Origin of the sequence: Beggiatoa alba B18LD, assembly GCF_000245015.1 — a bacterium.
Classification (GTDB): domain Bacteria; phylum Pseudomonadota; class Gammaproteobacteria; order Beggiatoales; family Beggiatoaceae; genus Beggiatoa; species Beggiatoa alba.
Genome location: NZ_JH600070.1, coordinates 1647228 through 1667224, shown reverse-complemented (window position 1 = coordinate 1667224; position 19997 = coordinate 1647228). Strand labels below are relative to the sequence as shown.

Here is a 19997-nt window from a genome sequence, read left to right as displayed (position 1 = left end):
ATTGCGCGTTGTTTACGGTTGATGTCTTAACTAAATACATCTGAATAAGCTGAACTATGTCAACAAAAAATATTGTGTTAGAAAAGTAACAACCTGTCAGTTAAATAGGATAAAAAATCATTTTTAGCTGTTTATAACCCATCATTCTCACCTACTTTTGACAGAGTGCAACACGCTTATGTCTTCTGACACGACGACACTACATCTCGTTATCGCTGATTTATTTGCGTATGCAGTACGCAGTAGCACGCCATTGCCTTTACATACCCTAGCAACATGGTTGCCAAAATCCCACATACAATTATTAGATTATAGTACGGGTAGCACGCCAACTCTTTGGCGACTCTTTGATTTACCGTTACAAACGCAGTTACCTATTGCGCCCATTACCTACTTGCATGATTTTGGAGCGATTGAGGGAAATCAAAGCTATTTGCGTATAGACCCTGTTTATTTACAAGCAGATAGAGATAAATTAATTTTATTCGATGTGTTCCAACAGCATCCCCCTGATAGGGCAGATGTTGACGCTATTTTGCAGAGTTTAAACGCATTTTATCAAGCAGATGGCTTACATTTTTGCGCTGCAACACCTGAACGTTGGTATTTACGTTTGCCTGATTTGCCAGACTTAGAAACCACGCCGTTATTAGACGTTATCGGACGAGATATTCAAGCCTTTATGCCGCGTGGCGCGGATAAACGTCGCTGGTGTGCATTAATGAATGAAATTCAAATGTTGTTACATGCACATCCGAGCAATCAACGTCGCAGTGAACAACGATTGCCCCCTTTAAATAGCCTTTGGTTTTGGGGGTTAGGTCATTTACCAACACCGCCAACCGTCCGCTGGCAACAGGTTTGGAGCGATGACCCGCTCGCGCGTGGGTTAGCACAATTAAGCAATGTGCCCCATCAAGCGATGCCAAACAATGCACAAACTTGGTTGCAACAGTTATCACAAGCTGGGGAATATCTACTGACAGTCAGCCCCACACAAGGGACAGCATGGGAAACATGGTTACATCAACTCGATACAATATGGTTTGAACCATTATATAAAGCCTTAAAAACAGGACAATTACAACAAATTTATCTTTATCCCTGTGATGGGCGCGTGTTTTCCATTACGCAACGTCAAGCACGGCAGTGGTGGCGATGGCGTAAACCTTGGCAAACTTATGCAAAAAGTCATTTTGCGCAATTACCCGTTTCACGCTTAGACCTATAGTAAACGTACTATAAAACGATGCCGATGACTGGCAGTCCTCACAGGACTACCAGTCCTAAATTTAAGTCACTTTATGATACGTTTACTATATCTTAAAAAGATTAAGCCGTTTTATCACTTTCATAACAAGCGAGTTTCATATTGTGTCATTCCGTTGGCATTTAACCCAAGCTGTCCGCTGTCTTGAACGCGGCGGTATTATTGCGTATCCCACTGAAGCCGTTTATGGTTTAGGTTGTGACCCTTTAAATTCTGGAGCGGTTGAACGACTGTTACAACTGAAACAACGTGATTGGCGTAAAGGATTGATTCTGATTGCATCAGATTTTTCTCAATTGCAACCTTATCTTCTTCCGCTCTCTCCTGAGATAGAAAAAACGGTTTTTTCTGCATGGCAAACAAATACAGCAATAACATGGCTATTACCCGTACAGCCTGATGTTCCCCTACAGTTACGCGGACTATCCGATAAATTAGCCGTCCGAGTCACACGGCATCCACTCGCACGCACACTCTGCCAAGTGTGGGGCGGGGCATTAGTTTCTACCAGTGCTAATCGTAGCCAACACCCCGCAGCACGCACGGCTTTACGCACCAGAATGTTATTGCACACAGAGATAGATTACTTACTCAGTGGTGCAACAGGGGGACAAGCACGCCCTAGCGAAATCCGCGACGCAAGTACATTGCAAATTATTCGTTATTAACCCAGTTAGCCAATATCATGAATGCAACAGTCAACTCAGAACAAATCAAGGCTTATTTACTAGATTTACAAGATAAAATTAGTTCCACATTAAGTGCGATAGATGGGAAAAAAACTTTTTTAGAAGAGACGTGGCAACGTCCTGAAGGCGGTGGCGGACGTTCACGGGTATTAAGCGATGGGGGGATTCTTGAACAAGCGGGGATTAACTTCTCTCATGTTTATGGGGCTAAATTACCTGCATCAGCGACGGCACACCGACCCGAATTAGCGGGCTGTCATTTTCAAGCGATGGGCGTGTCATTAGTCGTTCACCCTCATAATCCCCATATTCCCACTTCACATGCTAATGTCCGCTTTTTTATCGCAGAAAAAACAGGACAAGCTCCGATTTGGTGGTTTGGTGGTGGTTTTGATTTAACGCCTTACTATCCCGTTTTAAGCGATGTGATTCATTGGCATCAAACTGCAAAAGCGGCTTGTGACCCATTTGGTGCAAACGTCTATCCACGGTTTAAAAAATGGTGTGACGACTATTTTTTTATCAAACATCGCAACGAAGCGCGGGGCGTGGGCGGATTATTCTTTGATGACCTCAATGAATGGTGTTTTACGGATTGCTTCGCCTTTATGCAAAGTGTAGGCAATCACTACTTACCCGCTTATCTCCCTATTGTTAAAGCCAGACGAGAAACCCCTTACACACAACAACAACGCGATTTTCAACTCTATCGACGCGGTCGCTATGTAGAATTCAATCTCGTTTATGATCGTGGCACTTTATTTGGGCTACAAACAGGCGGACGCACTGAATCGATCCTAATGTCTCTCCCACCACTGGTTAAATGGCAATACAATTGGCAACCAGCACCGAACTCCCCAGAAGCAGAACTTTATGAAAAGTATCTTCCAGCGCGTGATTGGATTAATTTTTCTTCATAAAGAATTTAACCTAAGTTAATAATTTAATTTATAAAAATCTGTTGCATTCTCAACAAAAAAGTATTGTTTCATACAAATTGTTTGTATTCACACCAAGCACGCAAAAATTAGCAATTTGATTCCTCTCACAAACCCCTGTTTCTGTCCTATTGGTACTATTGATGCACTGCATTAAAGATATCTAATAGGTCTTGTCATGGTGCTATCGTGTGGAATTACCAACCACCACACTAGCGAACACCAATTTTTGTCATACATACAGGGGTTATAACATGAAGTTATTTCGTTTTAGTGGGGGAATCCATCCCGAAGGGCACAAACACACAACGACCAACAAGCCCATTTTAAAAATGCCCATGCCACAATACCTGTATGTTCCGCTACAACAACATGTTGGTGCACCCGCAGAACCTAAAGTTGCTATTGGTGAACGTGTCTTAAAAGGGCAACTACTGGCAAACAGTCAAGGCATGATTTCTGCGCCCGTACACGCTCCAACTTCAGGCTTTATCAAAGACATTACCGATTTTACTGCCCCTCATCCATCAGGATTACCCGTTCGCACCATCATCATTGAATCCGACGGGCAAGAAGAATGGTTAAGCGATATACACCCGAGCCAAGACCCTTTAAGAATGCCACCTGATGAAGTTGCCGCTCGTGTTGGCTCTGCGGGTATCGTTGGCATGGGCGGGGCGACATTTCCATCAGCCGTTAAACTCAAACAAAGCCTAAAAAGCAAAGTTCATACTTTTATCGTCAATGGCAGTGAATGTGAACCTTATCTCACTTGTGATGACCGCTTAATGCAAGAACGTGCCGAACAAATCGTCGACGGCACGCGCATCGTGCTACATGCGGCCCAAATTGAACACGCCTATATCGCTGTGGAAGACAATAAACCCACCGCTATTGAAGCCCTTAGAACCGCATGTAAACACATTGCTAATGTAAAAGTTGTTGCCGTTCCTTCCCTCTATCCCATGGGTTCAGCGCAACACCTGATTAAAACGGTCACAGGCTTAGAAGTCCCCGCAGATGGTCGTAGCTCAGACATAGGCTTATTGGTTCACAACGTAGGCACAGTTTACGCGGTTCACCGTGCGTTAAGGTTTGGAGAGCCACTCATTTCTCGAGTGATTACCGTCGGTGGGGGCGCAATTGAAGCTCCTACGAATATAGAAGTTCCCATCGGCGCACTTGTCTCCGATGTCCTTGCCTTCTGCGGTGGACTCAAACGAACCCCTGCCCGCTTATTAGTGGGAGGGCCAATGATGGGACAAATTCTGCCCACGACCTTAACCCCGATTGTTAAAGGCACAAATGGTATTGTTGCCCTGACAGAGGCTGAAATCCCACAAGAGCAAAGTATGCCTTGCATCCGCTGTGGCAGTTGCGTCACTGCTTGTCCATGTGGACTGTTGCCGTTACAAATGGCAGCATTTGCCAAAGTGGGTAATTTTGACAAAGTAGAAGAATTAGGATTAGTCGACTGCATAACTTGTGGTAGTTGCTCTTATGTTTGCCCCTCACACATCCCCCTTGTGCATTACTTCAACTATGCGAAAGGCGAACTATTAGCGCGTCAACAACAAAAACACAAAGCTCAAGAACATCGTCGTCTGATTGATTTACGTAAAGATCGGATAGACAGAGAGGTCGCCGCCAAAGCTGCCGCAGCCGCTAAACGCAAAGCAGAATCTGCAAAGAAAAAGCAACAAACCGTTGAAGAAGACGCTTAGTTGACTTATTTAATCTGATTTCGGCAAGTTTTATAAAACAAAACAGAGACCTGCTAGGTTTTGAAAACTTAGCAGGTCTTTTTTTGTCTGAATCAGAATTCACAGAATTTTCAGAATTAGCAGAATTAAAAACAATTAAAAACAATTAAAAACAATTAAAAACATAATTTTTATTCTTTTAATTTTCTTGTCTTTTTAATTCTGAAAATTCTGTTAATTCTGAAAATTCTGATTCAGACAAATACTTGTCTTTTTAAAGAAACTTGCAGAACTCAGGTTAGGCTTAGGCTATCCAATCTCCATCTAAAAATCTTCCCAATCATCATCATGGGTTTTTAACGTGACTTGTGTCTGTCGTTGTGTTGTCTTTGATTTTTGCCGTTCTTGCATTTTTTCTAAATGTTTATAGTTTTCATGCTTAAACACAGGCAAGGTTACTTTTGAAGGAGATTGTGGCAACTGTTTAACCGTTTTTTGTGTATTACTGGTTAGGTTGGGAACAACTTTTGTAGTGTTCTTCAATTGAAAAAAAGCAACTTGTTGAGTGAGTTGACTGGCTTGTTCGCGCATGGTTTCGTTGGCTTCCATCGCTTGAGTTACCATCGTGTTATTTTGTTGGGTCATCTCATCCATTTGGCTAATTGCTTTATTAACTTGATGAATACCTAGTGTTTGTTCCTGACTTGCGTCGGTGATATCGGCAATAATATCGCTGACTTTTTTAACGGCAGTGAAAATTCGTTGTAATGCTTCGCCTGATTGGTTGACAAGGATAGAACCTTCGTTAATTTTATTGACACTATCTTGAATTAATAGGCGAATTTCTTTTGCTGCTTCCGCGCTACGTTGGGCTAAATTACGCACTTCTCCTGCAACAACCGCAAAACCGCGTCCTTGTTCTCCTGCTCGTGCAGCTTCTACCGCAGCATTCAGGGCTAATAAGTTGGTTTGAAAAGCAATATCGTTGATAACACCAATAATATCGGCAACGCGCTTGCTACTTTGGTTAATGTTAGTCATCGCTTGAATGGTTGCCGCGACTATTTCTCCACCTGCTTGGGCATCTTTACGGGCATTGATAGCTAAGTCATTCGCTTGTTTTGCATTATTCGCATTTTGTTGAATGGTACTAGTCATTTCTTCAATGCTCGCGGCTGTTTCTTCTAGCGCGGCGGCTTGTGATTCGGTGCGTTGGTTGAGGCTTAAATTGTTTTGTAGCAGGGTTTCGGCTGTTTCATCAATGGTTTGTGCAGAGGCTTGGATAAGTTCCATGACACTGGTGAGTTTCATCACCGTTGTATTTGCATCAGTTTTTAGTTGTGCGAAATCTCCAATGTAATTATGTGTAATGGCTTGGGTTAAATCTCCTTTTGCCAGTGCCGCAAACATACGCATGGTGTCTTGTAGCACTTGCTGATTTAAATCCATGATATGGTTTATATTTTCACTAACTGCTTTAAAGAATCCGACTTTTTGTGTGAGTTGTATGCGTTGTTTAAAATCGCCTTGAGAAGCGGCATGGATGACTTGTTTAATTTCTTGTTCTGTCGCAACTTCTTGGGTGCGGTTGTTGAATTCTTTTACAAAGCCTATGCGTTCACCTTGTTCGTTAATCACGGGGGTTAGCATGTATTCAATGGTGAGTCCTTCGAGGTCTAGCTTAGATTTTTCTGTTGTTTGTAGGCGTGCGAGGAGTTCTCGATGTGCACTTGCATCTTTGTGAAGGACATCAATGGAGTTGTTGAGCAGTTGGGCTGGGTCAAATTGGGGAAGTTCTCGGCGGAAATTGTCTGCTTCTTGTTGGAAGAAGTTTTTTAACGCCTTATTCATGTAGATAATTTTGTAGTTATTATCGGTGATGAGTACTTGTGTTGTAACACTGTCTAGGGCTTGGTTGATGCGCATGGCTTCGTCTGCAATGCGTTTTTCTTCGGCAATTTGTTCCCTCAGTTGGTTTTGCATTTGTGCTAAAGATTGGAGTAGTTGCCCGCTTTCATCGCGTGTTATATCCGTTATCTGGTTTTGCAAATTGCCGTTGGCAATGGCGTTTGCAATGGCAACGGCTTTGTTAATGGGTTTAACAATGAGTTGTGCTGTGTAGAAGTTGAAGAAGGATACAAGCAGGATAAAAAGACTAAAGCTGATGATTATAACAATGAGTGTTAATTGATAAGTCTTTGTTGCATCTACTTGGATTTGTTTTGCATTTTTGATGTGTTCCGTCATCCATTGATGAAAGGCGAAAAGTAGGACATCAAATTGTTGTTGTTCTGCACCGCTTGCGTTGATAAATGCAGCTTCACGATAGCCTTCAAGTAGGGTTTGAATGGTGTAGGATGACAGGGTTTTGTATTGTGTCCATGCTTGTTGGAATTGGTTAAAACTGGTTTGATATTTCACAATATCATCGCGGGCTTGCCATTTAGCAATTATCTCATCAAGATTTTTTATAATCGCTTGTTGTTCAATATTTAAGTTAAACTGCTCTTTTTGTTGGGGAATTGTGACGATAAGAAGTGAGAGTTGATGAACTTTATTCAAGGGTTCACCAATATCTAGGGCAATATCTTGTACATCTTGTGCGGTGTTATAAACGTCGTCTACCCATGCAAAGGTTGTAGCGGTGTTGTATAAGCTGTAGAGTCCAACGCCGATGATTGTGGCAATGGAGAAAATGGCGAGAATCAGGAATTTTTTGCCTATGCTCAGGTGTTTCATAAAGTGACCTTCATTATTTATAAATCTCTCACGATTTGAACTTTCAAATAAATCAACAGTATTTCGACCCACAACAGTAGAAAAAACGTTAATACACTGATATGACGGTCAATGATAACGCGGGGCATGAGTAAGCGTATTAGTTTCGTTGCGGGTGAGGTGATGATTTGTAACAACACATAAAAGGGATTGTGTTGACGGGCTTGACCTGCCAAAACATAGAGAATGCCTTGTCCAATGAGGGCAAAGAGTGCAATTTCTACGATTGCTTTTAGAATAATAATGAGTTGTAGCATGTGATGTGTCCATCCTTTGAGTGATTAACTGATTAATTCACTCCATTGTTGTGCCAGCCAATCACGTTTTTCTGTTTGTAGTTTGTAGTTTGGCATTCCAAAACGGGGCGGTATCACTGATGAGTCCACAGGTATTCCTAACAAGCGTTGTTCCACAAGGGGAATGATGTGTAAATGTTGGGTTAATTTGGCTTGTATGGCAGGTTGACAGAGATAATCGATAAATATTTCTGCTTCTGTTTGTTGGGGAGAGCCTGCGGTAATTGCCCAGTATTCTGTATCAACAATTGTGCCTTCTTGTGGAAATTCGCTGTTAAGTTTAATCCCTGCCTCTTTTGCCAGTAATGCAGTATCTTGATAGCACTGTCCTAACGTAATTTCTTTTTCTTTTAAAGCCACTGGAAATTGAATCGCATCTCGATACCATAATGTAACTTGTTCTTTTAATTCACGGAGTTGATTAAATACCTTTTGCACGCCTTCATCTGTATTTAAAATATCCAGCCCATTAAAGAAGGTTAACGCTGTAATTTCTAATAAAAATCCGTTGTTGACTAAAGACATTAAGCCTAATTTATTATTTTTATCTTTTGCCCATAAGTTTGCCCAACGGTTGGGTGCTGTAGGGTACAGTGTTGCATCGCTGACTAAGGCTAAAGCCCGCGACATTGCACCAATACCATACACTTGTTTTGCATTCAAATTTTGATAGAGGTAAGGCGCGATATGAGTAATATTGCTCAGTTTATTGACATCCAGCGTTGCCCAAACCTTTAACATTTCGCCACTTGTCATGCCCAATTGAGACACTAAGGAAACATCCGCAGGAATAAAACGATTGCGCAAGGCAACTTCTAATTGTCCAATCCATGCATCGCTACTAGGTATTCCAATGGAGTTAATAACAATACCAGTTGCTTGGGTGAATTCGGGATAAATTGCTTTTTCAAAAACTTGCCGAAATGCACCTTCATAAACGCCCACAGTGAGCGGAGCGCGGGCATATGCGCGTATTGGAAAATTTACCGCACTGCTAAGACTAACCGCGAGGGTTTGCTTGAGAAAATGACGACGTTTGATAAACGCAGATTGAGAAGTTGCTGACATGATGAGATAGCTCTGCAAATAATGAAATTTTGCCAAATTATAAAGCAATTCCTATGATTTGACAGAAAGCTATCTTGACATGTCGCGCTTTTATTGAAGAGATGAAATTGTCTTGAAAGTATTGATGGTATTCAGAGAAACCCGCTCGTTTTTCTCAACCGTTAGCGGGTCTTTTAAGATTATCCAATCTTTGCTTTGACTAATGTCGAGAATAAACGCTCGAAAATTTGATAGGGGTCTGCTTCACCGCCTGCATTGATTAAGACAACAATCGTAATATCAGCTTCAGGAATGTAGCGCATTTCTGTTAAAAAACCGGTGTTACGTCCGCTATGTCCTAAGACGTGATAGCCATCAACAAAGAAGGATTCTAGTCCTAAACCATATTCTTCATCGACTTCGCTGTCTTCAACCAAACTGGTCATTTCACGAAGCATATCAACCGATAATAACCTTTTCTTTGCTAATAAAGCCTGAATAAACGTTGTAAGGTCTTCTGCTGAAGACACAAGTCCACCGTCAGCAAATCCATAGCCACCATCGACAGGCGGTGTTGTCACATTATCCAGATGTCCATCTCCATCCCAATCTTCATAACCTTGTACAAATTCAACGGCTTCCTGCCCTTCAAAAAAAGTATTTTGTAAATTTAGCGGGGTGGAGATAAAACGACGAATCAGGCTGGCTAAGGATTCATCAGTAATTTGCTTTAAAATCAGCTCTATTAATAAATAGTTAGTATTTGAATAATATGAAACAACACCAATTCTATCGGTATAAGGTGGGAGCTGATAAACATATTCTAAGATTTCCTCGATACTCCACTGCCGATAGGGGTCGTCTTGCATAATGCCGACGAGTTTTTCACTTTCTAAATAGTCAGGAATACCACTTGTATGGTTTAACAATTGGCGGAGCGTTATTTCTTCACTATGCAATAAACGTCGACTTACTCGTGGCGGTAGCCAACGTTGAATAGGCTCATCGAGCTGTAAAAGTCCTTGTTCTACAAACTTTAAAACAACAACCGCAACAAAGGTTTTTGTCACACTGGCAACACGGAAATGGTCAGTTGCTTGCATTGCAAGACGACGTTCTTTATCTGCAAAACCGACTGCTTCTATCCAGTCACCTTTTGGGGTAGAGATGGCGACAACAGCCCCTGGAATGTTTTGCTGTTTAATTTCTTCTTTTACAATTTGTTGTAATTGACGGGTAATATTTTTATCTAGGGTAGGATACGCATGAACATTGGTTGTTATGATTAACAAACACCATAAAAACAATAAATGAATACGGTAGTTAGCGTGACTTAATGACATGAAACATTCTCCAACCAATGAGAGAAGGCGTGTTCAGTGATAATTAAATGGGATATAGGAAAATAACAGACAGTGTGGGCAACCTTTGCGCGCATGATGGATGTCGAAGAAAATAGGGAGAATAAAAGGCAAGTCCATTTCTATGTTTAATGGGGGCAGAGGGATTAAACACAAATGCCTTATTATAAGGATTTTTTATGCAAAAAAAGTGCGTTGGTTAAAGAAAAAATCGCAATGGATAAGACCACATAAACACGACTAAAATTTGTAACGCACTTCTAAAAAATAATTGCGCCCTTCTAAAGGTAAATCATTATAAAGTGGCAAAATTCCATCTGCATTGACCCCTAAACTCGGTTCAGTCGCATATTCATCGAAAACATTATGAATACCTGCGGTTAATCCCCATGCTGCATTGCTAGGCTGATAGTTTAAGGTTAAATGCGTGAGGACATAATCATCTAAGGCTGAACGAGTATCTGCTTTTACCCGTTGGCGTGCGCCAACCCATTGCACTTGTGTAGTGAGTTGCCAACGTGGCGCGAATAGCCATGTTGCACGGGCATAAATAGCATGGTTAGGATGTGGGACATTCCCCTCATCAGAGGTTGCATCAGACTGTTGACTGTCTTGATAAGCGTAATAACCACTTAACAGCAAATTATTCAATGCCTGCCATTTAACTTGCCACTCAACCCCGTGCCCTGTTTGTGTGGTTGCATTAATCGCGGCAAAAGCCTGCGGATAATTTTCAGGTGGCGGAATAACAGGAACGTAACCGACACCATCTTCAAATTGATAGTAGAAAAAATTAAGGTCAGTTTGGAACGTCGTTAGAGGATGATAATTAAACCCTAACTCCCACGACTGAATTGTTTCTGCTTTTAACTTACGATTGCCAAACGAAACAGGATTATTTCGCCCATATAATTCAAAAAAAGAAGGAGCGCGAAACGCACGACCATAAAGCAATTTACTGGTTAAAACAGGATGAGTTTGCCAAACAAGGGCAATACGCGGATTAATGGTTGAGCCAAAATCTGAATAATAATCATACCGTAAACCCGTTGTTAGCTCCCAATCAGGCGCAAAGTTATAGACATCTTGCAAAAATGCGTGCCAGTTTTGCCGATAACCTGTTTCTAAAAAACCGTCTTCACTGTCAGAACGATCTAATAAATAAGCTTGTGCAGGCGGTAATGGGTATTCTGTACGTATATCAGTAATGTCATACAAATTACCGTATAGATAACCAAATCCAAACCGCAATAAATGCTTTTCCCAACCTTTATAAAAAGCCTCTACATTCAAACGGCTTTGCATCTCACTCGTGCCAATATTGGCATGTGTTCCCTCATAATACTCACCAAATGCACCAACAGGCGCAACCAGCAACATTTTTTCTAAGTTCCAACGTTGCATATGGTAACTACCTTGCACATTCACCGCCCAATCTTGCGCGTCGATAGGCAAATGATAAATAAAATCGGTATAAACTTGGTCACTTTGATAACGTCCTTCAGGGTCAACACTTTGCAACAAGCCCACCCCATTTCCTAAATTACGTCGAATTTTCGCCCCTGCGTGCCACTGCCACTGAGTCGTTGATAAACCCAGAGACATATCTAAACCCCGCTCGCTACGGCTCACACTATTAGGGGCTAAAGACGTTTGAGTCCCATACATCCTGTCGATAGTGGTATATAAATCTTCACTAATTAAACTTTTATCGCCGTCTGTAGTCTGGTATTGCAAAGAAACCATCGTATCAATGCCATTCCAATCACTTCCCTGCAATAACCACGTCTCTTGTGTATCAAAACTGCCGATTCTAACCCCGACCTCTGTACCATCAATATCTTTTGCCGTTTTCGTGATTAAATTAATCACTGCTGAAAAAGCATCCGCGCCATATACCGCAGACCCCGGCCCGCGAATAATTTCAATCCGCTCAATATCCCGTAATGATGTCGTCCCCTCCAATAACAAACGCCCACCACTGTATAAAGAAGAAACGGGCATACCATTTCGTAACACTAAAACATGGGGGTTATAAGGCGAACTACGCACACCACGGACTGAATAATTAGAAAAATAAGCAAAATAATTCCGTGAAACCTGCACACCAGGCACAGTTGCTAATACCTCATCTAAACTCTGCGCACCGAGGGCTTTAATCTCATCTGATGTAATAACGGTTGTTGTTGCGGGGGCTTTTGTCTGCGCTTGAGATGTGCCTGTTGCAATGCTGACAATTTCCACATCCATCAGCTCTTCTAAAGACATATATTTAACTGCTGTTGCATCCTCTTCGGTCGCGTGCACAGCTTGAACACCCAACAAGGAGGACGTAATAACCCCTATCAACAACAGTAGATAAATCCGCTTAATTAGTGAACCCATCTTTAATTCTCTATTTAATTCAATACAATAATGAAACACTGTATTTATAACTCTTTTATGTTTAATTAACATGAAAATAGTTAAAAAATTAACCCATTAAATTCAATTAATGTGTACTGGCTGACAGTTAACTAGAATTGTCTTATATAGCATAGGCAGAAATAGGTAAAAAACTGAGCGTTATGATTATTTTTTAATAAAAATCAATTTATTAAATAAATAATGATTTTACAGCCTCACATCACCTAAGCTAGGATAAGCCCTAAAACCACATCATGCTGGATGAACAGAATTTAAAACAAGGAGATGAAATTATGAGTAAAAACGTTCCAATTCCCACAGAAATTAAGTTACATCAACAATCGAAATACTTGGAAATCACCTTTGAATCAGGTGAACACTTTGATTTTACCTGTGAATTTTTAAGGGTTTTCTCGCCGTCGGCTGAAGTGCGTGGACACACAGAAGCGCAAGCCGTTCTACAAGAAGGTAAAGCGGCAGTAAATATTGAAAAAATTGAACCAGTTGGCACTTATGCCGTTATCCTCTATTTTGACGATGGACACAATACAGGCATTTACTCATGGGACTGGTTTTATCATTTAGGAAAAAATCAAGACCAACTTTGGACGGATTATTTAAACGCCCTAGAAAAAGCGGGGAAAAATCGTTTTATAACAAGTAAGTAGCTTACACTAAACTTCTGAGCCTCATCATGCCAACAGTTCCCCATCTCGCTGCTGTTTACCTTGCTATCGTACAATTCTGTTTTGCCAGCATGTGGACAATTTATGTCATTTACCTGCCCCAACTCCTAGTAAAAGCAGGGATAGACATACAATGGTTACGTTGGATACTGCTTGCTGACCAACTCGTTTTTATTTTAATGGATATAAGCCTAGGATTTGCAACGGATAAAGTACAGCGTGCATTAGGTAAACTGGGTGGCATGATTTTGGGCGTTAGTGTACTGACCTGTTTAAGTTTTCTCGCATTACCCTTTATCGCCAGTTATCAGCAACCCAGTTTTTTACTGATCTTGATATTCCTTTGGGTAGTGACCTCTTCCGCATTGCGTGTACCGCCTCTTGTCCTATTGGGCAAGCACACAGCTAAACCGCAACTCCCTTTAGCGGTTGCTTTACAAACGGTTGGGCTTGCCCTTGCCAGTTCTATCGCGCCCTATTTAGGCACAACCTTAAGCAATGTTGCTCCAGAAATTCCTTTTTTTATCAGTAGCATCACCTTACTCATAACGGTTGCAGGCTTAATTTATGTAGAAAAACAATTACAGGACAACAGCCCTCAACCCGACCCCCCCGCCAACATCGAACTATCACCAACAATCCTCTTTATCCTTGCGTGCTTTTGCGCGGGTATTGCCTTCCAAGCCTATTCCAGCTTTCACAGCATTCCACAACTTTTAAAATTTGCAGAAAAAAGTGATTTGCCTTACCTCATCCCGATTTTTTGGATAGGTTTTAATCTAATCATGTTCCCCATGAATTTACTGATTGAACGTAAAGGCGCGTTTCCTGTACTTATCCTCAGTAGTGCATTAGCCGCAGTGATTGCGACAATAACGACTTTTGCTGACTCATTGCCACAACTATTAATTGCCCAATTTTTACTTGGTGGTTGTTGGGGGAGTATTTTTACAGCCAGCTTAACCGCTTCATTAAACTTAGGAAAAACAGGGAAAGAAGGATTAGTCGTGGGCTTATGGTCATCCATTTTTGCCTGTGCGGCATTTTTACGAATTGGTTTATTACTATCAGGGTGGCAAGAGACGGCAAGCGTTAAACAAGGATTAGCTATTTTTCCCAGCCTGTTTTGGATTTGCACAACAGGGTTACTGATTGTTGCCGTCTTAGAATATCGTCGATTTACTGAAAAACTGTGATGAACCCGTTTTTCAAAGCAGATAAAAAGGACTGCCAATCCTGAGATGATTAACAGTCCTAAAGCCAATACAATCAGGATTTAAACAGCCTGCGGTCTTTCCATCAATTCACGCTCCTCCTGCTCCGACACATGCACAATATCCTCATACAACTGCTGAATATCCTGTTCTTGTGCAATTGGTGGAAGCAACATATCACGGCTTAAGGCGCGTTTATTATCCAGCAAATTATGTAATCGCCAGTCGAAACTATGTTCTTTAAATTCAGGATGAATGGCGAGCGGGTAATAAACATGCACGGTTTTAGTTTGACCAATCCGATACGCGCGACAAGTGCATTGGTCTTCAACAGCAGGATTCCACCAGCGGGTTAAATGAATCACATGATTTGCAGCAGTCAACGTTAAACCCACGCCCCCCGCTAACGGGGAAATAATAAAAACGTCAAAGCCTTCCGCCTTTTGAAATTGATTCACCCGTTCTTGACGCTTTTGCCCATTGACTGAGCCATTGATTAACATCGGATTAATGCCATAACGGCGATAAATCAAGCCCATTAAATAACGTTGCATATATTGTGATTCTAAGAAAATTAAGACTTTCTCTTGTTTCGCTTGAATCTCATCTAATAAGGCAAATGTCGTCGATAAACGGGCTGATTGTTGAATATAAGCCGTATCTTGTTGCAATAAAGCGTCGGGACTGTCTGCAACCGTTGTTTCTGGGGGCGTTTCGATAACGGGCGGGGCTTCGGCTTTTTCCGCTTCTAACAAACTTTCCCACTCTATCGGCGAATACGGATGTAAGGAAATACTTCGCAACTGTTGCAAGGCTTCCAGCACCGCGCCCGCTTTTGCCTCGCCCTCTACCTGCTGGCGAATAATGCCCGCGTAACTCTCCGCTTGTAACGGGGGCATACTGCCTGTTTGCTGATTTTCTGGCAATAAATGTACGGCTAACTCTGGGAAGCCTGTTAAATGGTCTTCTTTCATCCGTCGCAACATAATGGGCGGGGTGTGTTCGTTTGGCGTTTGCGTTAAATAAGCTTTTAATTCATACATATTATCGCGGTCTTTCTCATAATACGCGCTGAATTGTTTTAAATCGCCAAGATAACCAGGGCAAACCGTGTCGATAATGCACCACAAATCCGATAAGCGATTTTCAATCGGTGTGCCTGTCATCGCTAAAATAAACTCCGTGTGCATCGCTTTAGCCGCTTCCGTCATCAACGTACCGGGTGTTTTAATCTTTTGCACTTCGTCGAAAATAATCGCGCTGAAATGTAAACCCGCAAAACTGTGTTGATAATCGCGCAAGGTCTCATAAGTCGTTAATAACCAATCCGCTTGTTGCAAGCGTTCTTTATCTAATAATGGCAAGCCTTTCGATAATTCACTGCCTTGTGTCGTGCGTAAATCGCGCAAATCCTGCCCATAAGCCCGCAATAACTGCCCTAAAGCAGGCATATTAAAATGAATCTGGTGTTCTTGTTCCCAATTTTTTAATAACCCTGTGGGCGCGACGATGAGAATCGGCAAATTTTCCGCCAAGCCCGCCCGCATGGACTCCTTGAGCCAAACCATAAACGTTAAAGACTGCAAGGTTTTCCCTAAGCCCATATCATCCGCGAGTAAACACCCTGAACTGCCACTATTCCAATGCTGTTGCATCCATTGTAAGCCTGATTCCTGATGCGGTTTTAACGTCGACTTTAATGCACTAGGAGCTTGTAACGGTAGCGCGGGTTCGCGGGGTTGCCAATCTTGTTTGACATAATTTAAAGCGTGTAAATTATCGTCGATTTTCAGAGTAATACGGCGATTCTTATCCTCTTCCTCTTCAGAGGTGGTGAGGGTTAACTCTTCCGTATCCTCTTCTTTAGGACGCGCACGGCGGGCGGGGTTTGCTTGTGGGGGCAACCATGTTTCAGAGGCTAATTGAGCCAACGGTAATACTTTTGCCTCCCATAACCCGATTTCTGTCACCCGTTGCGAATATTCACGGGTTTCCACGAATAAACTTTCTAGCACTTCCTCGTTTAAATTATCACCCAACACGCCACGCAGATAAGCACGCGGATTTTTAGCAAATTCTCGGCGGGTAGCGTGGTCAGTTTTCTGAAACCGATGCACGACTTCTAAAGCTTGGCGCAAAGGTTCATCAACAACCACATACCACCCTTCTTGCAACACATAACGCGAGCGAGCTTGTTGTGATTCTTTAAAGCGTTGTTTAAAGGTTTCTTTATATATATCAGTTAATAAAGCTTCAGGCTCAATGCTAAAGTCGGCAGTGTTCGGGTCGTGGTTGGGTTTGGTTTTAATGAAAACGGGGTCGAAAACAAATTCGCCATTTTCCTCTTGAATATCTAGGGTAAAACTACAGGCATGTGCAATTTTAGTTTTTTGTAAATAACCATGTGTTTGAATGGCTTGCACACTATCTTCTGGTAAAAACTCACTGAGTTTACCCCATGCTAAAAAGCGGTCATCCATGGCTTGCGGGGGTGTTGCGTTAAAGACTTCCATGCCTTGAATTAAAGAAAAATGCGGTTCTGCGAGTCGATAAACTTGTGAGCCAACTTGTAATAACGCGCCCACTTGTTTTGGCATAACCAGTGGTTGACCATTTTCACGTAACCACTGATATTGAAAACGAAATTTTTCTTGGTCTAATGTGCCCTCGTGGTCAATATCGAGGATAAATGGCACAGGTGCGGGCAAATTTAACCAAATTGCCTGATAAGGGGCTAACCGCGCAACCCAATCGGCTTTAGTTTTTAAGGTATTGTTATCTAAAACAAATAATGTCCGTTGTGCTTCATCCCAATCGGCTTGAATTTCCAATTCACCTAAGAGAAAAGAAACCCCTGCAAAACTCTGTTGTCCTGTCTTTTGCATCCATGAATCTAACGGGAGCAGGGTTTCGCCTTGCAACAGTTGCAAGCAGATTTCTGCATTATCTAAAACCCATTTAAATTGTGTCGGTGGTATTTTCTTTTTAGGTTTACGAAAAAACATTGATGTCGCTCGTTTGAAAAACTGGAGAGAGGGATATTATACTACTGTATAAAATTACAGTAAAGCGACTTTATCTAACTTGTTTTTTATTAGGATTCACCAGACAAGCCCTTGTCTTTTTAAAAGAAACTCGCCGAACTCAGGTTAAGGTGAATCACGCTTTTTAATTCTGCTAATTCTGGAAATTCTGTGAATTCTGATTCAGACAAAAAAACCTGTTAGGCTTTTAAAGCCTAGCAGGTCTCTGTTTTATTTTCAGAATCTCTCGATTTTGGATTATTTAGGCAGTGGCGCAATATTGGCGACGTGTACAGCAAATTTGCCTGTTTTACGTTCTTGAAAATAGCGGGTGAGCGTTTGGTGTACGATTGGAAAAGCAAGGTTGTCCCATGGGATTTCGCTTTCATCAAATAAACGGACTTCTAAACTTTCTGCTCCTGCTGAAAATGTAGGTTCAGCAAGGTGAGCACGAAACATAATATACACTTGGCTGATGTGCGATAGGCTAAAAACGGCGTAAAGTTCTGGTTCTGTTACTTTTGCGTGTGCTTCTTCCCACGTTTCGCGGATAGCCGCTTGTGGAACGGCTTCTTTATTTTCCATAAATCCTGCTGGAATTGTCCATAATCCGTATCGTGGTTCTATCGCACGTTTACAGAGTAGAATTTTATGGTCATGTTCTACTAAACACCCTGTGACAATTTTGGGGTTTTGGTAATGAATGGTGTGACATGTGTCACAGACAAAACGGGGGAAATTATCGCCTTCTGGGATTTTTAGCTCAACCGACGCGCCACACTCGCTACAATATTTCATGCGTTCACCTGCTTTATTTAATGCTGCTAAACTGCCAATGTGTTCTTTATCTGGTTCATTTTACAATAAACGGTTGTTTGTGTGTTGTGAGTAATCGTTTTGATTGAATATTAGATGGCTTTTATTCGTGATGTTTCGATAGTTGTTCATATCACAAAATTGCGCATATTGGGGTCTAGGGTTGCTTCTGCCCAGATGGTATCAAAGAGGGGGGCAAGTTGTTGAACAATGCTGACATCGTTGAAACTGATAAGGGTTTTGTGGCTGTCGGCATGTGGGCGATGGATAACGCCTATTTTATCGGCGATTAGGAAGTTTTCTGACCACGTGCGGTATTTTCCCGTTGGGCTACGAAATTCTATATAGCTGGCTAGTTGTTTTCCTAGATTTAATACTCGATGTTCTTTGTACAAGATTTTGCTGGTGTCTTGAATCAGAATGCGGATGCGTGAGTGGCGACTATTCAAGGCAAGTCTTTCAAAGGCTTCAACGCAGGCATCTGTGTCATAAATCGCTGGGTCAAAATAGCGGGTGAGTATATCGAGTTGTCTGTCTGTTTGGTTAATCATCGTGACGGTGGCTTGTGCAGTTTCTTCTTCGGTGTTGCAGATAAAAGTCCCTGTGGTTTTACCTAAGATACTTTGAGCCAGTTGGAGGGTGGTATCTGTATTTGTCATGATTTTTCGCTCAGTTTGCTGAGGTGTTACTCAGTTGAATTCGGTTATTTTTCTCTGTTTACAAACACAGTGTATATCGAGAGTGGGTTTTTAGCGTGGTGTTTGTTGCGTTGCTGTGGTGTCTGTTGGGGTATCTACGGCTTTTTTGGCTTGTTGCCAATAATTTTCTAGTTCTTCCAGTGTTAAGGTGTGCATGGCTTGTCCTGTTTGGCGGAGGGTGTTTTCCATCCATAGAAAGCGACGGGTAAATTTTTTATTGGTTTTTTCTAGCGCGTCTTCAGGGTTGATGCCGACGAATCGGGCGTAGTTGACGAGGGAAAAAAGGATGTCGCCGAATTCGTTTTCTGCTTCAGTTTGGTTGTGGGGTTTTTGGGTGATGGGGTCGATGTGTTCGACAAATTCTTGCAGTTCTTCGTTGACTTTGTGCCAAACGCTGGCGAGGTCGTCAGGTCGCCAATCAAAGCCGACACCACGTGCTTTTTCTTGAATACGAATTGCTTTGAGCAGTGCAGGCAGGCTTGATGGTACGCCTGATAACGCGCTGTGGTTGCCTTTTTCTTTTAATTTCAATTGCTCCCAATTTTGTTTAACGGCTGTTGCATCATCAGCGTGAGCAGTGCCATAAACGTGGGGATGACGGCGAATGAGTTTGTCGCAGAGGCTGTCGATAACATCTCTGATATCAAAGGCATTTTGTTCGGCGGTAATTTTGGTATAAAAGATAATATGTAGTAGTAGGTCGCCCAGTTCTTTTTTTATGGCATTTAAGTCATTTTCTAAGATTGCATCTGATAATTCATAGGTTTCTTCTATCGTGAGATAGCGTAAAGAGCTGAGGGTTTGTTCTTTATCCCATGGGCATTTGGCGCGTAATTCGTTCATTATTTTTAATAAACGTTGTAGAGATTCGCTGTGTTTGGGGTCGTTTGGGTTTACATTCATATTTTTATCTTTGCGTCAAAAATAATCGAGGTGAATAAATTAGTTAATGCGTTTAAACATGCTGTTCTAAAAGCAATGAGTAATGTTGCGGATTTATAAAAATTGTTTATTTTGCCAGAATAAAAGCTCTCGTGAAATTAAGGCAGAGTTATTGCAAGTTTTGTGAGCC

Annotated in this window: 15 protein-coding genes; 6 read left to right on the top strand and 9 right to left on the bottom strand. The window is 41.8% G+C overall.

Annotated elements, in window-relative coordinates:
* The first annotated feature begins 178 nt into the window (after window positions 1-178).
* From BEGALDRAFT_RS06720 to rsxC, 4 genes are all read left to right on the top strand, one after another.
* Entirely contained in the window at window positions 179-1231 is a 1053-nt protein-coding gene (locus BEGALDRAFT_RS06720; protein ID WP_002685029.1) for a hypothetical protein, read from the top strand.
* A 143-nt stretch (window positions 1232-1374) separates the two neighbouring features.
* Window positions 1375-1938 (top strand): L-threonylcarbamoyladenylate synthase, encoded by a 564-nt coding sequence (locus tag BEGALDRAFT_RS06715; RefSeq protein ID WP_002685028.1) that lies wholly within the window; start codon window positions 1375-1377, stop codon window positions 1936-1938.
* A 17-nt stretch (window positions 1939-1955) separates the two neighbouring features.
* Window positions 1956-2879: an oxygen-dependent coproporphyrinogen oxidase gene (gene hemF, locus BEGALDRAFT_RS06710; RefSeq protein WP_002685026.1), complete on the top strand. Its 924-nt coding sequence runs from the start codon at window positions 1956-1958 to the stop codon at window positions 2877-2879.
* Window positions 2880-3151: 272 nt separating this feature from the next.
* The gene (gene rsxC / locus BEGALDRAFT_RS06705) at window positions 3152-4621 is read left to right on the top strand and encodes an electron transport complex subunit RsxC (protein ID WP_002685023.1); all 1470 of its coding nucleotides are present in this window, start codon (window positions 3152-3154) and stop codon (window positions 4619-4621) included.
* A 303-nt stretch (window positions 4622-4924) separates the two neighbouring features.
* Here rsxC and BEGALDRAFT_RS06700 read toward each other — a convergent pair whose 3' ends face one another.
* The 5 genes from BEGALDRAFT_RS06700 to BEGALDRAFT_RS06680 all read right to left on the bottom strand — a co-directional run bounded on the left by BEGALDRAFT_RS06700 (window position 4925) and on the right by BEGALDRAFT_RS06680 (window position 12467).
* Entirely contained in the window at window positions 4925-7339 is a 2415-nt protein-coding gene (locus BEGALDRAFT_RS06700; RefSeq protein WP_002685021.1) for a methyl-accepting chemotaxis protein, read from the bottom strand.
* 17 nt (window positions 7340-7356) lie between these two features.
* Window positions 7357-7635, bottom strand: coding sequence for a hypothetical protein (locus tag BEGALDRAFT_RS06695; RefSeq protein WP_002685019.1), 279 nt, complete (start codon window positions 7633-7635; stop codon window positions 7357-7359).
* 24 nt (window positions 7636-7659) lie between these two features.
* A complete protein-coding gene (locus BEGALDRAFT_RS06690; protein WP_002685017.1) occupies window positions 7660-8742 on the bottom strand; it encodes an extracellular solute-binding protein in 1083 nt (360 codons plus the stop codon).
* 179 nt (window positions 8743-8921) lie between these two features.
* A complete protein-coding gene (locus BEGALDRAFT_RS06685) occupies window positions 8922-10064 on the bottom strand; it encodes a serine hydrolase domain-containing protein (protein ID WP_002685015.1) in 1143 nt (380 codons plus the stop codon).
* Between the two features lie 258 nt (window positions 10065-10322).
* On the bottom strand, window positions 10323-12467 hold the full coding sequence (locus BEGALDRAFT_RS06680; RefSeq protein ID WP_002685013.1) for a TonB-dependent receptor plug domain-containing protein: 2145 nt from the start codon (window positions 12465-12467) through the stop codon (window positions 10323-10325).
* A 314-nt stretch (window positions 12468-12781) separates the two neighbouring features.
* Between BEGALDRAFT_RS06680 and BEGALDRAFT_RS06675 the strand changes: the two genes are divergently transcribed.
* A complete protein-coding gene (locus tag BEGALDRAFT_RS06675) occupies window positions 12782-13156 on the top strand; it encodes a gamma-butyrobetaine hydroxylase-like domain-containing protein (protein ID WP_040295333.1) in 375 nt (124 codons plus the stop codon).
* A gap of 26 nt (window positions 13157-13182) precedes the next feature.
* Window positions 13183-14370, top strand: a complete 1188-nt coding sequence (locus BEGALDRAFT_RS06670) for an MFS transporter (protein WP_002685004.1) — start codon at window positions 13183-13185, stop codon at window positions 14368-14370.
* 80 nt (window positions 14371-14450) lie between these two features.
* Here the strand turns inward: BEGALDRAFT_RS06670 and BEGALDRAFT_RS18040 are convergent, their stop codons facing one another.
* From BEGALDRAFT_RS18040 to mazG, 4 genes are all read right to left on the bottom strand, one after another.
* A complete protein-coding gene (locus BEGALDRAFT_RS18040) occupies window positions 14451-17393 on the bottom strand; it encodes a DEAD/DEAH box helicase (protein ID WP_002685003.1) in 2943 nt (980 codons plus the stop codon).
* A gap of 276 nt (window positions 17394-17669) precedes the next feature.
* On the bottom strand, window positions 17670-18209 hold the full coding sequence (locus tag BEGALDRAFT_RS06660; protein ID WP_002685002.1) for an NUDIX hydrolase: 540 nt from the start codon (window positions 18207-18209) through the stop codon (window positions 17670-17672).
* A 146-nt stretch (window positions 18210-18355) separates the two neighbouring features.
* Window positions 18356-18886 (bottom strand): DUF7931 domain-containing protein, encoded by a 531-nt coding sequence (locus tag BEGALDRAFT_RS06655; RefSeq protein ID WP_002685001.1) that lies wholly within the window; start codon window positions 18884-18886, stop codon window positions 18356-18358.
* Window positions 18887-18976: 90 nt separating this feature from the next.
* Entirely contained in the window at window positions 18977-19828 is an 852-nt protein-coding gene (gene mazG, locus BEGALDRAFT_RS06650) for a nucleoside triphosphate pyrophosphohydrolase (RefSeq protein ID WP_002685000.1), read from the bottom strand.
* Window positions 19829-19997: the final 169 nt, after the last annotated feature.